Origin of the sequence: Symbioplanes lichenis (genome assembly GCF_030709675.1) — a bacterium.
GTDB lineage: Bacteria > Actinomycetota > Actinomycetes > Mycobacteriales > Micromonosporaceae > Actinoplanes > Actinoplanes lichenis.
On sequence record NZ_JAUZQD010000017.1, the window covers coordinates 151,726 to 173,529 of the forward strand.

At 74.0% G+C, this 21,804-nt stretch carries 20 protein-coding genes; 9 read left to right on the forward strand and 11 right to left on the reverse strand.

Features of this window, described 5'->3' with window-relative positions; genetic code table 11:
• Positions 1–7 precede the first annotated feature (7 nt).
• From RAN62_RS34235 to RAN62_RS34255, 5 genes are read left to right on the forward strand one after another with little or no spacing between them, the layout of a single operon-like run.
• On the forward strand, positions 8–1,192 hold the full coding sequence (locus tag RAN62_RS34235) for a hypothetical protein (protein ID WP_305788986.1): 1,185 nt from the start codon (positions 8–10) through the stop codon (positions 1,190–1,192).
• The gene (locus tag RAN62_RS34240; RefSeq protein WP_305788987.1) at positions 1,189–3,456 is read left to right on the forward strand and encodes a serine/threonine-protein kinase; all 2,268 of its coding nucleotides are present in this window, start codon (positions 1,189–1,191) and stop codon (positions 3,454–3,456) included. Before RAN62_RS34235 ends, RAN62_RS34240 begins: the two co-directional genes overlap by 4 nt.
• A complete protein-coding gene (locus tag RAN62_RS34245; RefSeq protein ID WP_305788988.1) occupies positions 3,453–4,412 on the forward strand; it encodes a PP2C family protein-serine/threonine phosphatase in 960 nt (319 codons plus the stop codon). The genes RAN62_RS34240 and RAN62_RS34245 overlap by 4 nt, the downstream gene beginning before the upstream one ends.
• Positions 4,413–4,423: 11 nt before the next feature.
• Entirely contained in the window at positions 4,424–5,689 is a 1,266-nt protein-coding gene (locus RAN62_RS34250; RefSeq protein ID WP_305788989.1) for a vWA domain-containing protein, read from the forward strand.
• Positions 5,686–6,402 carry an FHA domain-containing protein gene (locus tag RAN62_RS34255; RefSeq protein ID WP_305788990.1) on the forward strand — a complete coding sequence of 239 codons (717 nt, stop codon included), beginning with the start codon at positions 5,686–5,688 and terminating at the stop codon, positions 6,400–6,402. Before RAN62_RS34250 ends, RAN62_RS34255 begins: the two co-directional genes overlap by 4 nt.
• Positions 6,403–6,564: 162 nt before the next feature.
• Here RAN62_RS34255 and RAN62_RS34260 read toward each other — a convergent pair whose 3' ends face one another.
• Entirely contained in the window at positions 6,565–7,272 is a 708-nt protein-coding gene (locus RAN62_RS34260) for a hypothetical protein (RefSeq protein ID WP_305788991.1), read from the reverse strand.
• Between the two features lie 152 nt (positions 7,273–7,424).
• On the opposite strand from RAN62_RS34260, the gene RAN62_RS34265 reads away from it, so the two are divergent.
• A complete protein-coding gene (locus RAN62_RS34265) occupies positions 7,425–7,877 on the forward strand; it encodes a DUF1707 SHOCT-like domain-containing protein (protein WP_305788992.1) in 453 nt (150 codons plus the stop codon).
• Positions 7,878–7,886: 9 nt separating this feature from the next.
• On the opposite strand, the gene RAN62_RS34270 is transcribed toward RAN62_RS34265, so the two are convergent.
• The gene (locus RAN62_RS34270; protein WP_305788993.1) at positions 7,887–8,666 is read right to left on the reverse strand and encodes an inositol monophosphatase family protein; all 780 of its coding nucleotides are present in this window, start codon (positions 8,664–8,666) and stop codon (positions 7,887–7,889) included.
• A gap of 53 nt (positions 8,667–8,719) precedes the next feature.
• Between RAN62_RS34270 and RAN62_RS34275 the strand changes: the two genes are divergently transcribed.
• Positions 8,720–9,106: a VOC family protein gene (locus tag RAN62_RS34275; RefSeq protein WP_305788994.1), complete on the forward strand. Its 387-nt coding sequence runs from the start codon at positions 8,720–8,722 to the stop codon at positions 9,104–9,106.
• 53 nt (positions 9,107–9,159) lie between these two features.
• A complete protein-coding gene (locus tag RAN62_RS34280) occupies positions 9,160–11,289 on the forward strand; it encodes an ATP-binding protein (RefSeq protein WP_305788995.1) in 2,130 nt (709 codons plus the stop codon).
• Here RAN62_RS34280 and RAN62_RS34285 read toward each other — a convergent pair.
• The 3 genes from RAN62_RS34285 to RAN62_RS34295 are packed head-to-tail and all read right to left on the reverse strand — an operon-like array spanning position 11,226 to position 16,117.
• Complete coding sequence (locus RAN62_RS34285; RefSeq protein WP_305788996.1) at positions 11,226–11,669, reverse strand: response regulator; 444 nt, start codon at positions 11,667–11,669, stop codon at positions 11,226–11,228. The genes RAN62_RS34280 and RAN62_RS34285 overlap by 64 nt on opposite strands.
• Complete coding sequence (locus RAN62_RS34290) at positions 11,662–13,290, reverse strand: PP2C family protein-serine/threonine phosphatase (protein WP_305788997.1); 1,629 nt, start codon at positions 13,288–13,290, stop codon at positions 11,662–11,664. Before RAN62_RS34290 ends, RAN62_RS34285 begins: the two co-directional genes overlap by 8 nt.
• Before the next feature lie 43 nt (positions 13,291–13,333).
• Positions 13,334–16,117 (reverse strand): DEAD/DEAH box helicase, encoded by a 2,784-nt coding sequence (locus RAN62_RS34295; RefSeq protein ID WP_305788998.1) that lies wholly within the window; start codon positions 16,115–16,117, stop codon positions 13,334–13,336.
• 106 nt (positions 16,118–16,223) lie between these two features.
• Between RAN62_RS34295 and RAN62_RS34300 the strand changes: the two genes are divergently transcribed.
• Entirely contained in the window at positions 16,224–16,970 is a 747-nt protein-coding gene (locus RAN62_RS34300; RefSeq protein ID WP_305788999.1) for an HAD family hydrolase, read from the forward strand.
• A gap of 73 nt (positions 16,971–17,043) precedes the next feature.
• Here the strand turns inward: RAN62_RS34300 and RAN62_RS34305 are convergent, their stop codons facing one another.
• From RAN62_RS34305 to RAN62_RS34330, 6 genes are all read right to left on the reverse strand, one after another.
• The gene (locus RAN62_RS34305; protein ID WP_305789000.1) at positions 17,044–17,919 is read right to left on the reverse strand and encodes a diacylglycerol/lipid kinase family protein; all 876 of its coding nucleotides are present in this window, start codon (positions 17,917–17,919) and stop codon (positions 17,044–17,046) included.
• An 8-nt stretch (positions 17,920–17,927) separates the two neighbouring features.
• Positions 17,928–18,890 carry a twin-arginine translocase subunit TatC gene (gene tatC / locus RAN62_RS34310; RefSeq protein WP_305789001.1) on the reverse strand — a complete coding sequence of 321 codons (963 nt, stop codon included), beginning with the start codon at positions 18,888–18,890 and terminating at the stop codon, positions 17,928–17,930.
• A 6-nt stretch (positions 18,891–18,896) separates the two neighbouring features.
• Entirely contained in the window at positions 18,897–19,277 is a 381-nt protein-coding gene (tatA, locus tag RAN62_RS34315) for a Sec-independent protein translocase subunit TatA (protein WP_305789002.1), read from the reverse strand.
• A 144-nt stretch (positions 19,278–19,421) separates the two neighbouring features.
• Positions 19,422–19,709 carry a hypothetical protein gene (locus RAN62_RS34320; protein ID WP_305789003.1) on the reverse strand — a complete coding sequence of 96 codons (288 nt, stop codon included), beginning with the start codon at positions 19,707–19,709 and terminating at the stop codon, positions 19,422–19,424.
• 10 nt (positions 19,710–19,719) lie between these two features.
• Positions 19,720–20,694: a helix-turn-helix transcriptional regulator gene (locus tag RAN62_RS34325; protein ID WP_305789004.1), complete on the reverse strand. Its 975-nt coding sequence runs from the start codon at positions 20,692–20,694 to the stop codon at positions 19,720–19,722.
• The gene (locus RAN62_RS34330) at positions 20,691–21,683 is read right to left on the reverse strand and encodes a helix-turn-helix transcriptional regulator (RefSeq protein ID WP_305789005.1); all 993 of its coding nucleotides are present in this window, start codon (positions 21,681–21,683) and stop codon (positions 20,691–20,693) included. Before RAN62_RS34330 ends, RAN62_RS34325 begins: the two co-directional genes overlap by 4 nt.
• Positions 21,684–21,804: the final 121 nt, after the last annotated feature.

A 21,804-nucleotide genomic window follows, 5' to 3' on the forward strand; every position in this document is an offset into this window, starting at 1 on the left:
CGCGCCGATGACCCGACCCTCCCCCACCGACCGGGCCGACGCGGAGCTGGCCCGGCTCGAGCGGGCCGTGACCGCGATCGCCGCCAACCTGGTCGACCTCGACGACAACAGCGACCGCAAGGACCTCGACCGCGGCCCGCTGACCGGGCGGACGGCCCGCGAGTGGGCCGACGCGACCACCGCGCTGACGCAGCTGTGGGACGGGTACGCCATGCTGACCGCCGTGATCAAGGAAGCCCGCGCCCTCCGCTCGCAGCGCCGCTTCTCCGACCGCGAGCGCGCCGAGTACGCCCACCGTGTGCTCGGCAGCTCGATCACGCTGTCGACGACCACCGTGCCGCTGGCCCGCCGCGGCCTGCTGGGGGCCCGGCATTCGAGCACCACGTGTACGCCCGGCGAGCTCCTCTCCGCGATGGAAGCCGCCTTCGCGACCGCCGTCGCCGTGGTCACCGAGGCCGGCGAGCACTGGCACCGCCTGATGCCCGCCGCCGCCGCGGCCGCCGCCCGGGTCGCGCACCTCAAGGGGCTGACCCGCTCGGTGACCCTGGAGGAGGCCGACCGGCGGCTGGACGGGTTCACCGCCGCGCTCGCCACCGACCCGCTGGGTTGCGACGAGACGACCCTCGACGCGGTGCTGTTCCTGCTGGAGAAGGCCGACGCCGAGCGGACCTCCGCCGGGGAGCTGCGCGAGTCGCTGGTGCAACGGCTGGCCGACGCGCACAAGCTCGCCGCCGGGCTGGCCGGGGCCGCGCGGACCGCCGCGGCGGCCGAGCACGCGGCGGGCACCCGCTTCAGCGAGCACGACCTGGTCGTGCCGGGCGGCCCCGACCTGCGCCCGGATCTGGTCGCGCTGGACGCCCTGGCCGCGGCGGGCCAGTGGGACGCGATGAGCCCCCGCCTGGCAGCATGGACGCGCGCGGCCCGGGAACGGCTCGCCGCGCTGGAAGCGGCCACCGCGCACAACACCGGGCTGCTGGCCCAGCGCAACGAGCTGCGCGGGCGGTTCTCGGCGTACCGGGCGAAGGCGGCCGGGCGCGGTCTGGCCGAGGACGCCACGCTCGCGCCGCTGGCCGCGCGGGTGCAGGAGGTGCTGACCACGGCACCGTGCGCGCTGGAGGAGGCGCGGACGGCGGTGGCGGCCTATCAGGAGGCGGTGACGGCGCTGACCCGTCCGACGGAGGTCCGGCCATGAGGTGTGCGCGCAACTGCCGGGGCACCATCGAGGACGGCTACTGCAACACGTGCGGCATGGCGCCGTCGAAGAACGCGCCGGCGCCGGCCGCCACTCCGGTTCCGGCCCCGGCCCCCGCGCCCGGTGGCGGGTCCGAGCGCACGGCGACGGCCCGCCGGCCCCGGTCGTCGGCGACCCGGAGCGCGGGGCGGAGCACAGCGCTCAGCACCCGTACGGGCGGATCGGCCCGCACCGGCAGCAGCCGCACCGGATCGCGGCGGCGCTTCGGGGGCGGGCTGGTGGACGTCGCGCCCCTGCCGCCGCGCGACCCGGCCGGCGCCGTCATGCCCGTGGCCGAGGTGCCCGAGGACAAGCGCTACTGCCCGAACTGCAACAACCCGGTCGGCCGCGCGCGGGGGGACCGCCCCGGGCGTACCTCCGGCTTCTGCCCGTCCTGCGGCGAGCCCTTCGACTTCGCGCCCAAGCTGTCGCCCGGTGACCTGGTCGCCGGGCAGTATGTCGTGGTCGGCGCGCTCGCGCACGGCGGGCTCGGGTGGATCCACCTGGCCACCGACCGCAACGTGTCGGACCGCTGGGTGGTGCTCAAGGGCCTGCTCAACGCGGGCAGCGCCGACGCCCTGGCCGCCGCGGTGGCCGAGCGGCGGTTCCTGGCCGAGGTCGAGCACCCGGGCATCGTCAAGATCTACAATTTCGTCGAGCACGACGGCGCCGGCTACATCGTCATGGAGTACGTCGGCGGCGCCTCGCTCAAGGACATCCTCAAGCAGCGCTGGGCCCGCGCCGGGCATCCCGACCCGATGCCGGTCGACCAGGCGCTGGCCTACGTCCTGGAGATCATGCCCGCCTTCGGCTACCTGCACGACCGCGGGCTGATCTACTGCGACTTCAAGCCCGACAACGTCATCCAGACCGGCGACCAGGTCAAGATGATCGACCTCGGCGGCGTGGTGCACATCGACGACCAAGATGCCGCCCTGTACGGCACCCTGGGTTACCAGGCACCGGAGATCGCGCAGGCCGGGCCGTCGCCGCAGAGCGACATCTACACGATCGGCCGGACGCTGGCGGTACTCGCCACCGACTTCCGCACCGTGCAGACCGTCCACCGCGACAGCCTGCCCGCGCGCGACGAGGTCGACGTCTACCAGCGGCACGAGTCGTTCTATCGGCTGCTGCAGCGCGCGACCCGCCCCGACCCGGCCGAGCGGTTCGTCGACACCGCCGAGATGACCGAGCAGATGCTCGGCGTGCTGCGCGAGGTCCTGGCGACCGACGGCACACCCCGGCCGGCTCCCTCGCGCTTGTTCACGGGCGAGCTGCGCACCGACGTACGCCCCCAGGCCGGGCACGAGCACGACGACGGGCCGGACTGGCGCTGGCTGCCCGTGCCGCTCGTGGACCTCGCCGACCCGGCCGCCGCGTTCCTCGCCTCGGTCACGGTCACCGATCCGCGGGCGGTGCTGGCGCTGCTGGGGCGGGCGCCGGAGCACACCGCCGAGGTGCAGTTGCGGGCGCTCCGGGCGTACATCGATCTGGGCCGCGACGCCCACGCGGAGGCCGCGCGGCTGCTCAACGCGATCGTCACCGAGTTCGGCCACGACTGGCGGGTCGCCTGGTACGAGGGGCTGCTCGCGCTGGCCGGCGGCGACACCGGCCGGGCCCGGGACCGCTTCGACGCCGTCTACTCCGCGCTGCCGGGCGAGCCGGCCCCCAAGCTGGCGCTGGGGCTGAGCCTGGAGGCGGCCGGGCGGCACGCCGAGGCGGCGGAGTACTACGACGTGGTGAGCCGCACCGATCCCGCGTACACCACGGCGGCGGGCGGGCTGGCCCGATGCCGGCTGGAGGCGGGCGACCGCGACGGGGCGGTCGAGGCGTACAACCGGGTGCCCGGCACGTCCGCGGCGTACCGGAGCTCGCAGGTCGGCGCGGTGCGGGCGCTGGTCCGGGCGCGGCAGGGCAGCCTGGCCGACGTGACGGCGCTGGCCACGGCGGCCGGCATGATCGAGCGTCTCGAGATGGAGACCGCGCAGCTGGCGGCGTTGCGGGCGGAGTTGCTGGAGCGGGCGTTGACGGCTTTGACCAACGGGGCGAAGCTCCCCGGGACTGTGCTCGGGGACACCGCCGCACGCGGGCCCGCGGCCGAGCGGGACGTGCGGTTCGCGCTCGAGGCCGCGTACCGGGAAATGGCGCGCGCGGCCGCGGGGTTCGAGAAGATCCGCCTGGTCGACCTGGCCAACGCGGCCCGGCCGAGGACCCGCACGTGAGCGCCCCGGCCGACTGCGCGGCCTGCGCCGACGAACGCGCGGCGGGCGCGGCCTTCTGCGAGAGCTGCGGGCAGGCCCTCGCCACGGGCGCGGAGCGGGAGCCGGGCACCGACTGTGCGGCCTGCGGAGCCACGGGCACGGTCGGCGCCGACGGGTACTGCGAGAATTGCGGCATGCTCGCCGGCCGGCCCCGGGACCACGTCGAGGCGGACGCCCACGAGGTGGCCGCCGCGGTGAGCGACCGCGGGCTCCGGCACCACCGCAACGAGGACGCCATGTGGCTGGCCGTGCGCGGGAGCGACGCCGACATCGTGGTCTGCGACGGGGTGTCCGCGTCCTTCGACCCCGACGTCGCCTCCGAGACGGCCGCCGAGACCGCGGGCAAGGTGCTCGCCGGTCCCGCCGACGACGTGGCGGCACACGTGGGCGCGGCGATCAGTGCCGCGGCCGACGCGGTGGCCGCCCTGGCCGGCTCCGGCGACCCGCGCCGGGCCGCGTCCAACCCCGCCTGCACGATCGTCGCGGCCTGCCGGCGCGGGGACACCATCGGGTACGGGTGGGTGGGCGACAGCCGGGCGTACTGGGTGCCCGCGTCCGGAGCGGCGAGCCGACTCACCGAGGACGACTCGTGGGCCGCGCACGCCATCGCCCTCGGCATCGACCCGGCGGCCGCGATGAACGCCCCCAACGCCCACGCCATCACCGCCTGGCTCGGCGCCGACGCGGGCACCGTGCGCCCCCGGACCGGCACCCTGCGCCCGGACGGGCCCGGCACGCTGGTCCTGTGCTCGGACGGCCTGTGGAACTACCTCGTCCCGCTCGACGACTTCGCCGCCGCCGTCCGGACGGCCGTCCGCGACCACCCCGCGCCGCTCGAGGCCGCGCGGGCGCTCGTGACGCTCGCCGTCGACGCGGGCGGCGCCGACAACATCACCGTCGCTCTGCTTGCCGTCTAGGGAGGATGTGCATGGCCTACACCGCCGAAGCGTTCCAGAACGAGTACCTCGCCCTGGGCGCCACCGAGGTCGACGCCATCGTCACCGTCACGTCGACCGGGGCGGAGGGCGGGCGGCGGACCAGCGGCGCGACCGAGATCATCATCGTGGACTGCTCGGGCTCGATGCAGGCCGAGGGCCGGATGGCCGCCGCCCGGCACGCCGCCAAGGCCGCGGTCGGGTGCATCGACGACGGCGTCCACTTCGCGATCATCGCCGGCGTCAGCACCGCCCAGCAGCTCTTCCCCGACCCCGGCGAGCTGGCCGTCGCCTCGCCGCAGACCCGCGCGGAGGCCGTCCGGGCGATCGACCGGCTGCAGGCCAACGGGGGTACGGCCATGGGCGCCTGGCTCAAGCTGGCGCACCGGCTCTTCGGGCTGCGCCCGGGCGACATCGCCCACGCGATCCTGCTGACCGACGGGGAGAACGGCGAGTACGGCGGTTACCTGGAGAGCGTGCTGACCGAGATCGGCGGCTCGTTCACGTGCGACTGCCGGGGCGTCGGCACCAACTGGCAGGTCTCCGAGCTGCGCAAGATCGCCAACGCGCTGCTCGGCACGGTGGACATCGTGGCCCGGCCGGAGGACCTCGCCACCGCCTTCGAGCAGATGATGACCGCCGCCATGAGCAAGACCAGCGGCGACGTCCAGCTCAAGGTGTGGACCCCGATCAAGGCGGTGATCCGCTTCGTCAAGCAGGTCGAGCCGCAGGTCGTGGATCTCACCGGCAAGCGGGTCGAGGAGGGCCCGCGTACGGGTCTCTACCCGCTCGGCGCGTGGGGCGCGGAGAGCCGCGACTACCACATCTGCGTGCAGGTCCCGGCGGGCATGTCCGGTGACGAGATGCTCGCCGCCCGGCTGTCCGTGATGGAGGGCGACACGGTCCTCACCCAAGCCCTGGTCCGCGCGGTGTGGACCGGCGACGCGGCGCTGTCCACGCGCATCAACCGGCAGGTGGCCCACTACACCGGGCAGGCCGAGCTGGCCGAGGCCATCCAGGCCGGCATCGAGGCCCGCAAGCACGGCGACGACCACACCGCGACGATCAAATTCGGCCGGGCGGCCCAGCTGGCCCATCAGAGCGGCAACAAGGCCACCGAGGACCTGCTGTCGACGGTGGTCGACATCGAGGACGCCGCCACCGGGACGGTCCGGCTCCGCCGCAAGATCGACGCGGCCGACGAGATGGCCCTCGACACCCGGTCCACCAAGACCGTCCGGGTGGGACGGCAGCAGTGACCGCGACCTGCCCCAAGGGCCACGAGTCGGAGACGGACGACTTCTGCGACGTGTGCGGTGCGAAGATCGGTGCGCCCGCCCCGGCGCCCGTGCCCGCCGCCACCTCGGCCGCACCCGCCGCCGGCGCTGACCCCTGCCCGCACTGCGGGATGCCCCGGCTCAGCGCGGGCCGCTTCTGCGAGGACTGCGGGTACGACTACCAGACCGGCAAGGTGCCCGTCCTGAGCGCGGCGCCCCCGGTCTTTGCTCCCCCGGCCCCCGCCCCCTCGGCCTCCGTCCCCTCGGCCTCCGCCCCCTCGGCCTCCGCCCCTTCGGCTCCCGTCCCGGACGCTGAGTGGACAGCCACGGTGGCGGCGGACCGCGACTACTTCGAGGCGAACGGCATCGAGGGCGTCGACTTCCCGGAGAAGACATCGACGCGCGAGGTGACCCTCACCCCGCCCCAGCTGCGCATCGGCCGCCGCAGCGTCGCCAAGGGCACCACGCCCGACATCGACCTCAGCGAGGACGACCCCGGCGTCTCCCACAACCAGGCGCTGCTCACCCAGAGCGTGAGCGGGGTGTGGCTGGTCGCCGACCTGGGCTCGACGAACGGCACGTACCTGAACGACGAGCAGACCCCGCTCGCCGAGGGTCACAGCCGCCCCCTCGCCGACGGCGACCGCGTCCACGTCGGCGCCTGGACGACGATCACCCTGCACGCTCCGGCCTAGGGTCTGTTTCGGACGGGGCGTCGGAGCGAGGCCGAGTCCAGGTTTCGTCTGGGTGTGCGCCGCGGGCGCCCTCATCCCGGTGTTGGATGGGGGTGTTCGCGGCGTGCGGCCAGGCGGAAGCTGGGCCGGCCGCAGCCCGGCGATCCCGTCCGAAACAGACCCTTAAGTCCCGTTCTTCTCGTTCCCCGGCCCGCCGATCGCTGGGGGCCGGGCCGGGATGCCCGCGACGGAGGCCGTCCACGCGGTCTCCTCGAACTCCTTCACCCGGAACGTGTCGCGGGTCAGCCGGTCCTGCCACACCTCTTTGACGAGGTTCCGCAGGTCCTGATCGTCGTCGGCGGGTGCGCCCCCGGTGAGGCGCTCGGCGGCCAGGCGGTGGAAGGGCTCGGAGAGGGCGACCGTCAGCGCCGCGGGGTGCTCGCGGCGGCGGAGCTTGAGGGTGCGCGAGTCGAGCAGCCGGAACACCAGGTTGACGTCGTCGCCCACCCACCCCCAGCGATCACGCTGCGCGTGGCCGACGTGCACCACGCACCGCAGCAGCATCGTGGCCTCGCCGGCGCCGCGGTTGCCGTCGTCCACGGACCGGGCCAGGGCGGGCAGCGCCGTGCGGATCACCCGCAGTGGATCGGTGCCGCCCGGCAGCAGGAGCAGGACACCGTCGCCCCGGTCGAGCACGTCGTGCGGGACGGGTCGCCCCAAGCCTGCCCGCAGCACGCCGACCGCGGCATAGAGCCGCCGGCGGAGGCGCCGCTGGTCCTCGAAGGCGCGGCGGCCGAAGCCGGTGATGTCGAGGCCGACGAGCACGACCGCCCGGGGCCGCTCGTCCCGGCCGGCCAGGCGGGCCAGCCGCCCGGCCAGGCGGGTCGCCACCGTGGTCACCTGCGTCCGGAGGAGCCCTGTCGCCGGGACCACCTCCTGGAACGCGCGCCGGTACGGTACCGGCCCAGCCTACGCGCCCCGCGCTCGCCGCGATCTTGTCGTTCGGCTGCGCGGCGCGGGGGCGGCGGGTTAGGTTGCGCGCGATGAAGGACGAGCGGATCGGGACGGTGCACCGCACCCAGGTGATCGACCTGCTGAACCAGGCGCTCGCCGAGGGGCAGCTGCACGAGCCGGACTACGACACCCGGATCGTGGCGGTGAGCACGGCCACGTACGCGTCGGACCTGCTCGAACAGGTCCAGGATCTCCCGCCGCGCCTGCAGTGGGACCCGCGCAACGCCGCGCCGCCCACGCCTCCGAGCCGCAACGCCGGCCGCGCCGCCCTCGTGCTGGGCATCCTGTCGGTGCCGTCGTCGGTGTGCCTGGTCGGCGGCGTGCTCGGCGTGGTGGCCGTCGTGCTGAGCTTCCGCGGCCGGGGCGCCCACGGGGTCGGCCCGGCGCTGATCGGCCGCGCCCTGGGCATCATCGGCACCGCCCTCGCCATCGCCGCCGCCGTCGCCCTGGTCGTCGCCCTCCACCGGCCGACGTCCCCTTGAGAAAGCTGTTCAGGCGCCCCACAGCTCGGCGGCGGCGGCCTTCCAGAGCTCGGCGTTCCGGGCGAACAGTGTCGCCCCGGCGCGCGGCCCGCGGATGCCGTCGCTGCCCCCGTGCACGCCGCCCGCCTCGGTGACGATCAGCGACGTCGGGGCGAAGTCCCAGAGCTGCCCGCGGGTCTGCAACGCCAGATCCATCTTGCCGTCCGCGACCAGCAGCGCCGCGTGCAACTCCCACTGCGTCTCGAGCGCCCGGGCGACCAGCGGCGCCGCGATCAGCCGGTCGGACTCCAGATAGTTGGGCGGCGCCGGGATCACGCCCACCGTGCTGCCTTTCAGGGTGTCCGGGCGGCCGGCCGGCACGTGGACCGGGCGGTCACCCGTACCGTCGGAAGTGAAGGCGCCGCCCCCGCGCGTCGCCCACCACACCTGGCCCATCGCCGGGATCGCGGCGACACCGACGGTGATCTCGCCCGCCTCCTCCAGCGCGATCAGAATCAGCCACCGATCGTCGCCGGACACGAAGCTCGCCGTCCCGTCGATCGGATCGACGATCCACCGCCGCGCCCCGTCCCCGGTCGCGCCGCCCTCCTCGCCGAGGATCGCGTCGTCCGGGCGGGCCGCACGCAGCACCGCGCGGACGGCCTCCTCGGTCTCACGGTCGGCCACCGTGACGACACTGCCGTCCGCCTTGACCTCCCGCGGCAGCTCGGCCAGCGCCGCGTAGTGCCGCAACGCGACCGCCGCCCCCGCCTCCGCCGCCTGCCTGGCCACCTCAAGATCCGTCAGCACGCTCCCAGACTAGGTCCTGACCGCGGCCGGCGGTCCGGGCCTATCGTCGACCCATGCATCGCAGCCGCCTGTACGGTCTCTTCATCGACACGCCGGCCCCCGACGCGGACGCCGCCGGCGCCTTCTGGTCCGGCGTCTTCGGCCCCCCGGCCGTCCCCGAGCCCCACGAGCCCGAGTTCCGCATGCTCGCCGGCGCCGTCCCCGGCCTCGCCCTCGGCGTCCAGTCCATCGGCCCGTCCGACGCCCCCCGCTACCACATCGACATCGAAACCGACGACGTCGACGCCGAAACCGCCCGCCTCACCACCCTCGGCGCCGTCGAGATCAACCGCTGGCTCGACTGCCACACCCTCCGAGCCCCGGGCGGCCACCTCCTCTGCGTCATCCCCGTCCACAGCGACCGCACCCTCTTCGACGCCGAGGCCCGCACCTGGCCGTAGCCGCTTCCGGGAGATGACGGGGGCCGAGCGGGACGGACCGTTAGGGTCACCGGGTGAGTGACGAGTGGCTGACCGGGCGGGCCGCGGCCGCCGAGCGGGAGACCGGGACGACCTTCGACCTGGCGGAGTGCGTGCGGGAGCCGATCCACCTGCTCGGCGGCGTCCAGTCGTACGGCGCGCTGGTCGCCCTGCGTGACGATCGGATCGCCGTCGTCAGTGACAATGCCGGGCGCGTGCTCGGGCAGGATGACCTGCTCGGGGCGTCCGTCGGGCGGCTGCTGAGCGCGGAGCAGCGGAAGGCGCTGGACGGCGGGGCCGAGACGCTCGCGCTCGACGCGTTCGATGTCACCGTGCACATGTCCGGTGAGCTGCGGGTGCTGGAGTTCGAGCCGGTGTCCGCGCAGCCGGCGGAGTTTCGCGCGGTGCAGCAGGCGCTCGTCCGGCTGCAGCGGGCGGGCACCGTCGTGGAGGCCTGCCAGGCGGCCGTACGCGAGGTGCGCGCCATCACCGGCTACGAGCGCGTCGTCGCGTACCGGTTCGAGTCGGCCGACGGGCCCGGCGAGGTCATCGCCGAGGAGGTCGCCGAGGGGTGGGAGCCGTGGCTGGGGCTGTGGTTCCCGGCGACGGACATTCCGCCGCAGGCGCGCCGCCTCTACGAGCGCAACTGGATCCGGGTCATCACGGATGTCGACGACGAGACGGCTCGGCTGACCGGCACGGAGCAGCTGGACCTGTCGTTGTCGGTGCTGCGGACGGTGTCGCCGTTCCACCTCGAGTATCTGCGCAACATCGGCGTCGTGTCGTCCATGTCGGTGTCGCTGTTGTCGGGCGGCCGGCTGTGGGGGCTCATCGCGTGTCACGGAAAGGCGCCCCAGATCCTCGGGCCGCAGGTGCGGTCGGCGTGCGAGTTCTTCGGCGTCGCGCTGTCGCTGCAGCTGGCGGCGTTGCGGGACCGCGACGAGACGGCCGCCCGGGAGGTGGCGCGGACGGAGATAGCCCGGCTGCTGGGGCGGCTGTCGGCGGACATGTCCGGGTGGCTCGCGCGGGTGCCCGAGGGGCTCGAGCGGGTCGTGGACTGCGACGCTGTGGGCGTACGGATGCAGGGCAAGCTGGTGGGGCCGGAGAGCGTGACCGGCCTCCTCGCGGCCCTGCCCCCGCTGGAGGCCGGCCAGGTCTGGCACAGCGACCGCCTCGGTGAGGAACTGGGTCTGACGATCCCGGACGCCGCCGGGGCGCTCGTGTTGCCGCTGAGCGCCTCCGGTGACTGCATCGTCTGGCTGCGGGGCGAGCGCGCGGTCGAGCGCCGCTGGGCGGCAGACCCCGACAACCCCGTCCTCCTGGGTACGCACGGCGAGCGCCTCACCCCGCGCGGCTCGACCGCGGTCTTCCGGGCCTCGGTCCGCGGCCGCAGCCGCCCGTGGTCCGCGGCCGACCTGGCCATGGCCGTCGAGCTGGGGCGCTCGATCGTGGAGATCGCCGTGACCCATGCCAACGACCTCACCGCCCTCAACACCGAGCTGAACCGCAGCAACGTGGACCTGGACTCGTTCGCGCACGCCGCCGCGCACGATCTCAAGGAGCCGTTGCGGGGCATCGCGAACCAGGCGGCCTTCATCGTCGAGGACGCGGGCGCCACGATGGATGCCGACACGGCGCGGCGGCTGGCGACCGTCCAGCGGCTGGCGACCCGGATGGACGAGCTGCTCAACGCCTTGCTGCACTATTCGCGGCTGGGGCGGGCGGATCTGCGGCGGGAGCCGATCGAGCTGCGGGCGGCGGTGGTGCGCGCCCTCGACGTGGCCGGGCCGCGGCTGGAGGAGGCCGGCGTCGAGGTGGCGCTGCCGGCGCCGGGCGACCGGGTCCACGCCGACCCCGTCCTGCTCGACGAGGTGCTGGTGAACCTGCTGGTCAACGCGGCGAAGTACGTCCGGGCGGAGGGGCCGCGCCGGGTCGCCGTGGCGCTGGAGGGCAGCGAGATGATCGTCCGTGACAACGGCATCGGGATCCCGCCGCACCTGCGCGAGCAGGCGTTCACGCTCTTCCGGCGGCTGCACTCGGGTGGCGAGGGCTCCGGGGCGGGGCTGGCGATCGTGCGCCGCATCGTCGAGCGGCACGGCGGTCAGGTGCGGGTGGCGGAGTCCCCCGGCGGCGGCACGACGGTCGGGGCGACCTTCCCCCAGTAGTCCAGGGTCTGGCGCAGCACCGTGCGGAACAGCGCGAAATTGATCGGCTTGTAGATGTAGCTGTCCGCGCCGGCGGCGAAGCAGGCGTCCGCCTCGGCCTGGTCCTCCGACGAGGTGAACACCACGAGCGTGAGGCCGGCCAGGGCGGGCTCGGCGCGGACCCGGCGGATCACCTCGAGGCCGCCCTCCCCCGGCATGTTGAGGTCGAGCAGCACGAGGCGGGGCAGCTCGGCGCCCGGGGCGGTCAGCCGGGGCAGCACCTCGGTGCCCGCCCGCAGGAACTCGACCCGCACCTGCGGGTGGGACCGGCCGATCGCCCGCGCGATGGCCTCGACGTCCTCGTCGGAGTCCTCGACGACGAGCACGAGATAGTCACTCACCGGAGGCTCGCAGGGCCAGCACGGCGATGTCGTCGGCGCCGGTCGTGCCGAACTCGGCGGCGGCCCGGCTCAGCTCGTGCACCAGCTCGTCGAGCGGCGCCCCGTTCAGCTTGTCGAGGGCCGCCTCGAGCCCGGCGTCCTCGAAGAGCCGCCCGCACGCGTCCCGGCTCTCGGTCAGCCCGTCGGTGAACATGAGCAGCGTGTCGCCCGGGCCGAGGAGCAGCCGCGAGCGCCCGACGGACGGCTTCCTGACGACGCCGAGCGGCACCCCGCCGCCGCGTCCCGGCTCGGCGGGCCCGCCCCGGCGCAGCACCACGGGCGGCGGGTGGCCGGCCGAGGTCCACTGGACGCTGAGGCCGCCGCCGGCCGGCCGGATCAGGCCGACGCCGGCGGTGACGAAACGCCACGAGCCGTCGCGCAGCAGGCCCGCGTTGAGCCGGCCGAGCGCCCGGGCCGGGGACACGCCCTCCTGCAGCAGCGTCCCCAGCGTGTGCCGGGACATGCCGGTGAGGGCGGCGGCCTCGACGCCACGCCCGCAGACGTCGCCGATGAGCGCGGCCAGGACGCCGTCGGCCCGCACGACCACGTCGTAGAAGTCGCCGCCGACCTCCAGGACCTGATCCCCCACCGTGTACGACGCGGCGAGCGCCACCCCGGCCGGGGCGGGCAGGCGGCGGGGCAGGAGGTGCTGCTGGAGGGCGATCATCTCGCGGCGGCGCTGCTCGTAGAGCTCGCCGTTGTCGATCGCGAGCGCGGCCCGATGGGTCAGGTCGCGCAGGAAAGCCGGCGACGGGATGAGCTCGTCGCCGCGGTCGAAGAGGAAGAGCAGCACCCCGACGACCCGCCCGCGGGCGCGGAGGACCTGCGCGTCCACCGTACGGGTCCAGCCCGTCACCGCCCGGAGCCGCTCGGGCCGGCCCGCCACCGCCCGGCCGGCGAGCTCCGCCAGCGCCCCGGCGGCCGCCGCGTCGGCGAGCATCGCGTCGAGCTTGCGCATGTCCACGTGCACGGCGCTGCGCAGCCCGAGCTCGTCGTCGGAGCACACGTAGACCAGGCAGCCCTCGGCGATCGCGGGCACCGCCATCCGGGCGACCCGCTGCAGGGTCTGCCCGGTGTCGAGCACGGCGTCCATCTGCAGCGACGCCTCGGCCAGCAGGGCGTCGCGCACCTGCTCCTCCTCGGCCGCCCGGCGCGCCCCGAGCCGGCGCACCGCCTCGCGGGTCACGTCGACGACCTGGCCCAGGCACTCCGTCAGGGACGGCGCGTCGGCGTCGGCCGAGGCCAGCAGGAGTATCGAGCCGGACAACTCACCCGGCACCTCGAACCCGGCCGCCACCACCCGGTGCACGCCCTGCTCCCGCAGCTCCGGCGGGATCTCGGCGCCCCCGGTCGCGAGCAGCCGCGCCGCCTGCGCCTCGTCGACGGGCAGGCCCCGCCAGCGCAGCGCGGCGATCCCGGCGCCGTCAGCCGCGTGCCGCACACCCCACACGGCGATCACGCCCGGCAGCGCCTGCAGCGGCGGGAGGACCAGCGCGGCGAGGTCCTCGCGCGCGCCGATCGTCGCGACCGCACGCCACAACCGGTGCAGGGCCGTTGCCCACACCTGACCGCCCCCGCTCAAGCTCACCTCCCCGCCGCCGCCGTTCCCCTCACAGAATGCCCGGTCAGAGCGCCGTCTGGTATGCCAGCACGCCGCGGTTCACCGCGGTGATCGCCTTGCGCGCCGCCGCCCGCACCCCCGGGGTGGCCGCCGAGGCGTCCTTGAGCTGGGCGAGCAGGTCGAGCACCTGGCGCGCCCAGCGCACGAAGTCGCCCGCCGGCATGTCCGCGTCGTAGTTGTGCCCGCTGGCCAGCACCTTGGCCAGCGGCTCGCCCCGGGCCCACCGGTACATCGGCCAGACGAATCCGGCGTCCGGCTCGCGGGTCAGCGACAGCTGGTGGTCGGCCTCCTGCGCCTCGATCTCGGCCCACAGCCGCTGGGTCGCCTCGACGGCGGTCGTGGTGGCCCCCTTGGGCACCGACGCCCGCTCGTCGCCCTCGCGGCGCGACTCGTAGAGCACCATCGACACCGCGGCGGCCAGCTCCTCGGGCTCGAGCCCCTCCCAGACGCCCTGGCGCAGGCACTCGGCGACGAGCAGGTCGGCCTCGGTCCAGATCCGGCCCAGCATCCGCCCCGCGTCGGTGACCTCGCCGTCTTCCGACAGATAGCCCCGCTGCGTCAGCACCGCGACGACCTGGTCGAACGTGCGGGCCAGCGAGCCCGTACGCCCGGCGACCTTGTCCCGCAGCGCCTGGGTGTCACGCTCGAGCCGGTGCCGGCGCTCGGCGTAGCGGGCGTGCTCCTCGCGGTCGGGGCACTGGTGGCACGGGTGCTGCCGCAGCTGGATCTTGAGCAGACTGATCTCCGGGTCCTCGCCCGGCGCCACGCCCTTGCCCCGGCGGCGGCCGCCGCTCTGCCGCTCGTGCCGGTCATAGCCCGTGGCGCTGACCGCGGCGGCCAGGTCGCGGCGGGCGGCGGGCGAGCGCGGGTTGAAGTGCTTGGGCACGCGGATGCGGTCGAGCACCTCGGCCCCGGCCGGGAAGTCGCCGGGCCCGACGCGACCGGCCCATCGGTCCTGGGTCAGCACCAGCGGCCGCGGCTCGCCGAAGCCGCCGCCCGGCGGCTCGAGCACCACGGCCAGCCCGGCGCGCCGGCCCTGCTGGACCCGGATCACGTCGCCGACGCGCAGCCGTTCGAGGGAGGACACCGCGGCGGCCCGGCGCTGCTGGGAGCCCTGCCGCGCGATGGCCCGCTCGCGGTCGGCGATGGCGATGCGCAGCCCGAAGTACTCGTCGAAGTCGCCGTGGTGGCAGGCGGCGTCCTTCGCATAGGTCTCCATGGTCTCGACGTTGCGCTGCACCTGGCGGGCCAGGCCCACCACCGAGCGATCGGCCTGAAACTGCGCGAAGGACGACTCCAGCAGGTCGCGCGACTTCTCGGCGCCGACCGTGCCGACGAGATTGACCGCCATGTTGTACGACGGCCGGAAGCTGGACCGCAGCGGATAGGTGCGCGTGGAGGCCAGCCCGGCGACGTGGCGCGGGTCGACCTCGGGGCTCCACAGGACGACGGCGTGCCCCTCGACGTCGATGCCCCGGCGGCCCGCGCGCCCGGTGAGCTGGGTGTACTCCCCCGGGGTCAGGTCGACGTGGGCCTCGCCGTTGAATTTCACCAGGCGCTCGAGCACCACACAGCGGGCCGGCATGTTGATGCCCAGCGCGAGGGTCTCGGTGGCGAAGACCGCCTTGACCAGCCCGCGCACGAAGCACTCCTCGACCGCCTCCTTGAAGGCGGGCAGCATGCCGGCGTGGTGGGCGGCGACGCCGCGCTCGAGCCCGTCGAGCCACTCCCAGTAGCCCAGCACGGAGAGGTCCTCCGGCGGGATGCTCGCCACCTTGGCCTGGGCGATGTCGCGGATCTGGGCGCGCTCCTCGTGGTCGGTGAGGCGCAGCCCGCCGGACAGGCACTGCTGCACGGCGGCGTCGCACCCGGCCCGGCTGAAGACGAAGAAGATCGCGGGCAGCAGGTTCATCCGGTCGAGCCGGTCGACCACCTCGGGGCGCGGCGGCGGCTGCCAGCGGCGGGACCGGCCGCCGCGGGAATTCCACCCCGGGCCGGCCGTGCGGTCGGTCATCTCGAGCCGGCGCAGCATCTCGCGGGTGTAGCGCAGCAGCTCGGGGTGCACGTCGTGCTTGCGGGCGGCGTCGGCGTCGTGGAACAGGTCGAACATCCGCTTGCCGACCAGCATGTGCTGCCACAGCGGGACCGGCCGGTGCTCGGAGACGACCACCTCGGTCTCGCCGCGCACGGTGACGAGCCAGTCGGCGAACTCCTCGTAGTTGCTGACCGTCGCCGACAGGGAGACGAGCGTCACCGAGGCGGGGAGGTGGATGATCACCTCTTCCCAGACCGCGCCGCGGAACCGGTCGGCGAGATAGTGCACCTCGTCCATGACCACGAACGCCAGGCCCTGCAGGCTCGCCGAGCCCGAGTAGAGCATGTTGCGCAGCACCTCGGTGGTCATGACCACCACGGGGGCGTCGCCGTTGATCGCGTTGTCGCCGGTGAGCAGGCCGACCTTCTCGGCGCCGTAGCGCTCGACGAGGTCGTGGTATTTCTGGTTGGACAGGGCCTTGATCGGGGTCGTGTAGAAACACTTGCGGCGGGTGCCCGAGCCGTCCGCGCGCAGCGCCAGGTGCACGGCGAACTCGCCGACCACCGTCTTGCCGGCCCCGGTGGGGGCGCAGACGAGCACGCCGCTGCCCTTCTCGAGGGCCTCGCAGGACTGCCGCTGGAAATCGTCGAGGTCGAAGCCGACGTCGAGCATGAAGTCGTCGAGCGCCGGGAACTCGGCCACGCGGGCCGCCCGCCGTCGGGACTCCGCGTAGCGTTCGGCGGGGGATGTCATGAACCCAAGGCTAATGCGTGGGTGTGACAGAACGAAGATCCTCGCATCACAGCGACGATCATGGCTGGCCGGGCGGTTGCCGACAGCGCGGTCGCGGACGGTCGGTATGGTGCACGGCGTGCCGGATGCCGCCGAATCGACCTCAGCCGCCCCGCGTCGCCAGGTCGACGCCGTGCTCTTCGACTTCCACGGCACGCTCGCGCAGGTCGAGGACGCCGTGGCCTGGGTGATCGCCGCCGCGGCGGCCTGCGGCAGCACCATCGACCGGGGCAAAGCGACCATTCTGGCCGACCGGCTGGTCACGGCCGGGCGCGCGGGCGGCCCGCTGCCGCGCCGGGTCCCCATCCATCTCGCCGAGCACTGGGCCGACCGCGATCTCTACGAGCACAGTCACCGCGCGGCCTACACGGGCCTCGCCGCCACCGTGAGCACGGACGTGGAGGGGCTGGCCGACGCGCTCTACGAGCGGCTGCTCGCGCCGGACGGCTGGCTGCCCTACCCCGACACCGAGCCGACCCTGCGCACCCTGCACGACGCGGGCATCAAGGTCGGGGTGGTCAGCAACGTGGGCTTCGACATCCGGCCACTGTTCGCCGCGTGGGGTTTCGACGGCCTGATCGACGCGTGGGCGCTCTCCTACGAGGTCGGGCGGACCAAGCCCGACCCGGCGATCTTCCTGCGCGCGTGCGGCATGCTCGGCGCCGACCCCGAGCGCACGCTCATGGTCGGCGACTCCCCGGCCGACGCGGGAGCGGTCCAGGCCGGCTGCGCGGCGCTCGTCCTCCCGGCGGCCGAGCCCGGCCGCCCCAACGGCCTGGGTGCCTCGCTCGCCCTCGCCGGGTGCGCCGGCTGATCTCACCGCGCCGGTCGCGCTTCCTTCAGAGGTACGTGTCCACGAGCGTGCCCGGCGCGGGCTGACACCCGGCTCAGCGGAGCAACCGAACCGCACCCGGCTCGCAGCGGACGGTCAGCTCAAGGGGCCCGATCCGCTCGCCGTCGGCGTACGCGACGATGTCCGGCGCCTGGATCCGCACCTCGCGGGCGCGGTGCGCACGGACCCGGGGATCCGTCAGGTGGGTGCCGTGGCGCAGCCGCGGCTTGATGCGCATCAGCGCGACCCGCCCCAGCGGCGCCGCGACCACCACGTCGAGCAGCCCGTCGGTCAGGTCGGCGCCGGGGCAGATCCGCAGCCCGCCACCGTAGCGCGGCCCGTTGCCGATCGCCACGAGCACGGCCCGGCAGCTGTGGTCGACGCCGTCGAGCACGAGCGTGTAGGGGCGGGGGCGCAGCCGGGCCAGCTCCAGCACCACGGCGACGTCGTAGCGGCGGGGCCCGCGCGGGAAGCGCATCCGGTTGGCGAACTCGTTGACGATCGCGTCGAACCCGGTGGCCAGGACCGCGGCGAACCAGCGCTCGTTGCCGTGGCTGTCCGTGATGTGCCCGACGTCGAGCGCGGCATGGCGCCTCTCCGCCCAGGCGGCGGCCAGCTGGTCCAGGCTCCCGGCGCCCGCCGCGGCGGCGAAGTCGTTGCCTGTCCCCGCGGGCACCACCCCGAACAGCGTCTTCGTGCCGGCGACGGCTTGCAGGGCCCGGTGCACGGTCCCGTCCCCGCCGACCGCCACGAGCGCTGTCACGCCCTCGCGCACCGCTTGACGGCACGCCTGCTCGGCCTGCGCGCCGCTGGTCGCGGTCAGGATGCGTACCGTGGCGGTCCGGCCCAGCCGGTCCACGACGGCCGGAAGCAGACCGCGGTGCCGGCCCCGCCCCGCCTCGGGGTTGGCCAGCACCGCGATCGTGTCCATCGGTCTTCTTACGTCATGTCGTCGAAGCGGCGCTCGATCGGCATCGGCTTCTCGACCGGGGTGGGCGCATCGACCGGGGCCGGCCCGTCGATGCGGTCGGAGACGCCGACGGGCACGCGCTCCTCCTCGAGGGGCGAGATCGCGTCGTCGTCGATGCCCTCGTAGATCTCCTTGCCGCGGCCCTTGCGCTTGTCGTAGATCAGCGCGACGCCGACCGCGATCAGGTAGAGCACGATCATGCAGGCGGCAAGCAGCGTCATGCCGAACGGGCCCGGGTCGGGCGTGGCGATCGCGGCGAACGCGAACGACACGAAGACCATGATCCGCCACCAGCCGAGCAGCTTCTTGCCGCTGACCACGCCGGTGAAGTTGAGCATGAGCAGGACCAGCGGGAACTCGAACGCGACGCCGAAGATCAGCATCATGTTCGTGACGAAGGCGACGTAGGACTGGACCTCGAGCTGGGTCGTCACGCCCAGGATGCCGGCCTCCTGGATGAAGGCCAGGCTGTGCTTGATGACGAAGTAGGCCAGAATCGTGCCGCCGGCGAACAGCGGGGCGGCGATGCTGACGAAGACGTAGGCCCACTTGCGCTCGTGCCGGTGCAGGCCGGGCGCGATGAACGCCCACAGCTGGTAGAGCCAGACGGGCGCGCCGAGGATCAGGCCGATCCACAGCGCGATCTTCAGCTTGACGATCAGCGGGTCGACCACGCCGAGGACGACGAAGTTGCAGACCCGCTCACCGCTCGAGTTGATGATCCACGAGCTGTCCAGCGAGCAGTAGGGCGCCTTCAACAGGTTGAAGACCCAGTTGGAGACGATGAAGCCGACGATCAGGCCGCCGACGATGCCGAGGGCGGCGACGAACAGCCGGTTACGCAGCTCCCGGACGTGGTCCAGCAGCGTCATCGAGCCGTCGGCGGCCTGCTCGAACTTGCTCGGCCCCTGACGGCGCAGGGAGAGGTTCACGGAGGATCAGCGGTCCTTGGTCTGCTGGACCGGGTTCACGTAGTCCGGAGCCGGGGGCTGCGGCGGCTGGTAGGGCTGGCCCTGCGGCTGCCCCTGCGGCGGCTGGTAGCCGGTGGGCGGCTGCTGGTAGCCCGCGGGAGGCTGCTGGTAGCCGGGCGGCGGGGGCGCGTAACCCTGCTGGACCTCGCCCTGCAGCGGCTGGTAGCCGCGCTGGGCCTCGGCCTTCTCCGCGTCGTTGTTGTCGTCGACCAGGCCCTTGGTCTCGGCCTTGATGATCCGCAGCGAGCGGCCGAGGGAACGGGCCGCGTCGGGCAGCCGCTTCGCGCCGAACAGCAGCACGAGCACGACGACGAAGATGGCGATGTGCCATGGCTTGAGAGCGCCCATGGGGTGACTCCACTCGATTGGATCAGGGGCGGGACGATGCGGGGTCCATCGTACGTGTGGTTCCTGGGAGTGACCCCTCCCGCACCCGTTTGTTTGGCGATAGTACGAACGGATTTCCGGACAACCGTCGCGGAAGGCCGCACGCTACCACGGGGAAGGAGCGCTCTGTAAAGAGTGCTTTCCGTTCTCGCCCCGTCCCGCTTTGATCACGGCTACCTGCTCCTGGGCGATCTCCGCCTTGTGTTGCACCGCCAGGATCGTCTGCTGCAACTGCTCGGCGTCGGCCTGCAGCTTCAGCGCCTCCTCCTGCCTGCGCATCAGCTTGCGCATCGCCCGGTCGAGCTCCGGCAGCCGCCGCACGACGGACATCCCGGCGATGCCGAGGAGCACCAGCCCCAGCACCACCACGGCAATCACGATCCACTTGACCATGTCCGACACTCTACGGAGCCGCGTAGCGGTCCAGCGCGGCGGCGGCCTGGTCACGGATCCGTTCGATCAGCTCGGGCGGCCCGAGCACGGTGACATCGGGACCGAGCCCGAGCAGCAGCCGCTGCGCCCAGCCGAGATCGGTCACGCGCATGGAGACCAGCCATCGGTCGCCGTCGCGGCGGACCTCCTCGCACGGGTAGTACTCGGTGATCCACCGGCTGCCCCGGCCCACCCGCGCGGTGACCAGCGGCAGCTTGGCGTCCGGGTGGAACACGCCGGCGGTCACGTCGTGCGGCACGGCCCGGGCGGGCGGCGCGGCCGGCTCGTCGAGCTCGGTCCAGGCGTCGATGCGGTCGAGGCGGAACAGGCGTACGGCCTCGGCCCGCCGGCACCACGCCTCCAGATAGGCCCGGTTGCCGACCATGAGCACCCGCATCGGGTCGACCACCCGGTCGGCGGTCTCGTCCCGCGCCGCCGTGTAATAGGTCATCCGCAGCGCGTGCCGCCGCTCGACGATGCCCCGGATCGCGTCGAGCCGCTCGGTGCCCGCCGGCAGCCGCACCGCCACGGGCGCGTCGGCGAGGTCCCCGGCCGCCGTCTCGATCTTGGCGAGGGCCCGCTCGATGGCGTCGCGCGAGCCGATGCCCGGCGTCTCGGCGAGCATCCGCAGCGCCACGACCAGGGCGAGCGCCTCGTCCGGATTCAGCCGCAACGGGCGATCGATGCCGGCGTCGTACGTGATGGTCACCCGGTCGCCGTCGAGCGCCATGTCGATCAGGTCGCCGGGCCCGTAGCCGGGCAGGCCGCAGACCCAGAGCAGCTCCAGGTCCTCGCGCAGCTGCCGCTCGGTGATGTGGAAGTCCGCCGCCGCCTCGGCCACCTCGATGCCCGGGCGGGCGAGCAGATAGGGCACCAGGTTGAGCAGGCGCCCGAGCCGGTCCGCCGACGTCCCGCCGCCGCGCTGGCGCTGCTGGGGCGCGGTCACGGCGACACCCCCGCCGGCTCCTCGTAGCGCGTGACGACCTCTTTGAGCTGCTGGATGACGGCCTCGCGAAGCTCCGGGGGGCCGTCGGCGCGCACGTCGGCGCCATAGCCGACCAGCCGCCCGGCCAGCCAGTCCACGTCCGAGTACGCGATGGTCAGCCGGTCGCCGTCCGGCCCGGCCACGCACTCCGAGGCCATCCGCCGCAGCCCCGCCGCCCGCCCCGGCGCGACGGTGACCGTGGCCCGCCGGTTGCGCTCGATCGGGCCGCTGTAACGCGCCACGTGACTGATCAGATCGGGGCTCTCGGGCGGGGTGAACGCCCCCTCCGGACCCGTGGCCTTCACGCCGCCGACGATCCGCGACAGCCGGAAGCACCGGGTGGCGTCGCGGTCCCGGTCGTGCCCGACCACGTACCAGCGGCCCTGCCAGCAGACGACACCCCAGGGCTGCAATTTGCGTACGGCCGGCTCGTCGCGCTCCGGCACCCGGTAGGAGAACGTGACGTTGCGCCGGGCGCGCGCGGCGGCGGTCAGCGGCCCGAACGCGGGGTCGACCGTCACCACCGGCTCGACACCCAGCGTGGCCTGCGGATCCACCTCGATGCCGGCGGCCCGCAGCTTGGCCAGCCCGCTGGACGCGGCGGCGGCCAGGCCCGCGTGCTGCCAGAGCCGGGCGGCGATGCCCACGGCGGCGGCCTCGTCCGGCTCGAGCGGGATGTCGGGCAGCGCGTACTCGCGGTGGGCGATGCGGTAGCCGTGCTCGGTGTCGAAGGCGCTGGCCAGACCGGTCTCGAGCGGGACACCCAGCTCGCGCAGCTCCGCCTTGTCCCGCTCGAACTTGCGCTGGAACGCGTCGTGGTCCTTGGGGTCCTCCGGATCGTGCTCGTAACCGGGCACGGTCGCGGCGATCTGCGCGGCGGTCAGGAACCGTCGCGTGGAAAGAAGGCAGATGACCAGGTTGACCAGCCGCTCGGTACGGGTGCGCGACACGAGGTGCAACGCTAGCAGGCCGCCCGGAGATGTGGCGTGACGCGCACTGCCTGTTGCGGTTATCTGTAACCACCAGCGGGCAGTCAGGTCTTGTGCCCGTAGAAGACGATTCCCCCGTAGG

Coding starts and splice junctions, on each gene's coding strand:
- RAN62_RS34235 (WP_305788986.1), top strand. CDS start 8: ATGACCCGACCCTCCCCCACCGACCGGGCCGACGCGGAGCTGGCCCGG.
- RAN62_RS34240 (WP_305788987.1), top strand. CDS start 1,189: ATGAGGTGTGCGCGCAACTGCCGGGGCACCATCGAGGACGGCTACTGC.
- RAN62_RS34250 (WP_305788989.1), top strand. CDS start 4,424: ATGGCCTACACCGCCGAAGCGTTCCAGAACGAGTACCTCGCCCTGGGC.
- RAN62_RS34265 (WP_305788992.1), top strand. CDS start 7,425: ATGAAGGACGAGCGGATCGGGACGGTGCACCGCACCCAGGTGATCGAC.
- RAN62_RS34275 (WP_305788994.1), top strand. CDS start 8,720: ATGCATCGCAGCCGCCTGTACGGTCTCTTCATCGACACGCCGGCCCCC.
- RAN62_RS34295 (WP_305788998.1), bottom strand. CDS start 16,117: ATGACATCCCCCGCCGAACGCTACGCGGAGTCCCGACGGCGGGCGGCC.
- RAN62_RS34300 (WP_305788999.1), top strand. CDS start 16,224: ATGGTGCACGGCGTGCCGGATGCCGCCGAATCGACCTCAGCCGCCCCG.
- RAN62_RS34305 (WP_305789000.1), bottom strand. CDS start 17,919: ATGGACACGATCGCGGTGCTGGCCAACCCCGAGGCGGGGCGGGGCCGG.
- tatA (WP_305789002.1), bottom strand. CDS start 19,277: ATGGGCGCTCTCAAGCCATGGCACATCGCCATCTTCGTCGTCGTGCTC.
- RAN62_RS34320 (WP_305789003.1), bottom strand. CDS start 19,709: ATGGTCAAGTGGATCGTGATTGCCGTGGTGGTGCTGGGGCTGGTGCTC.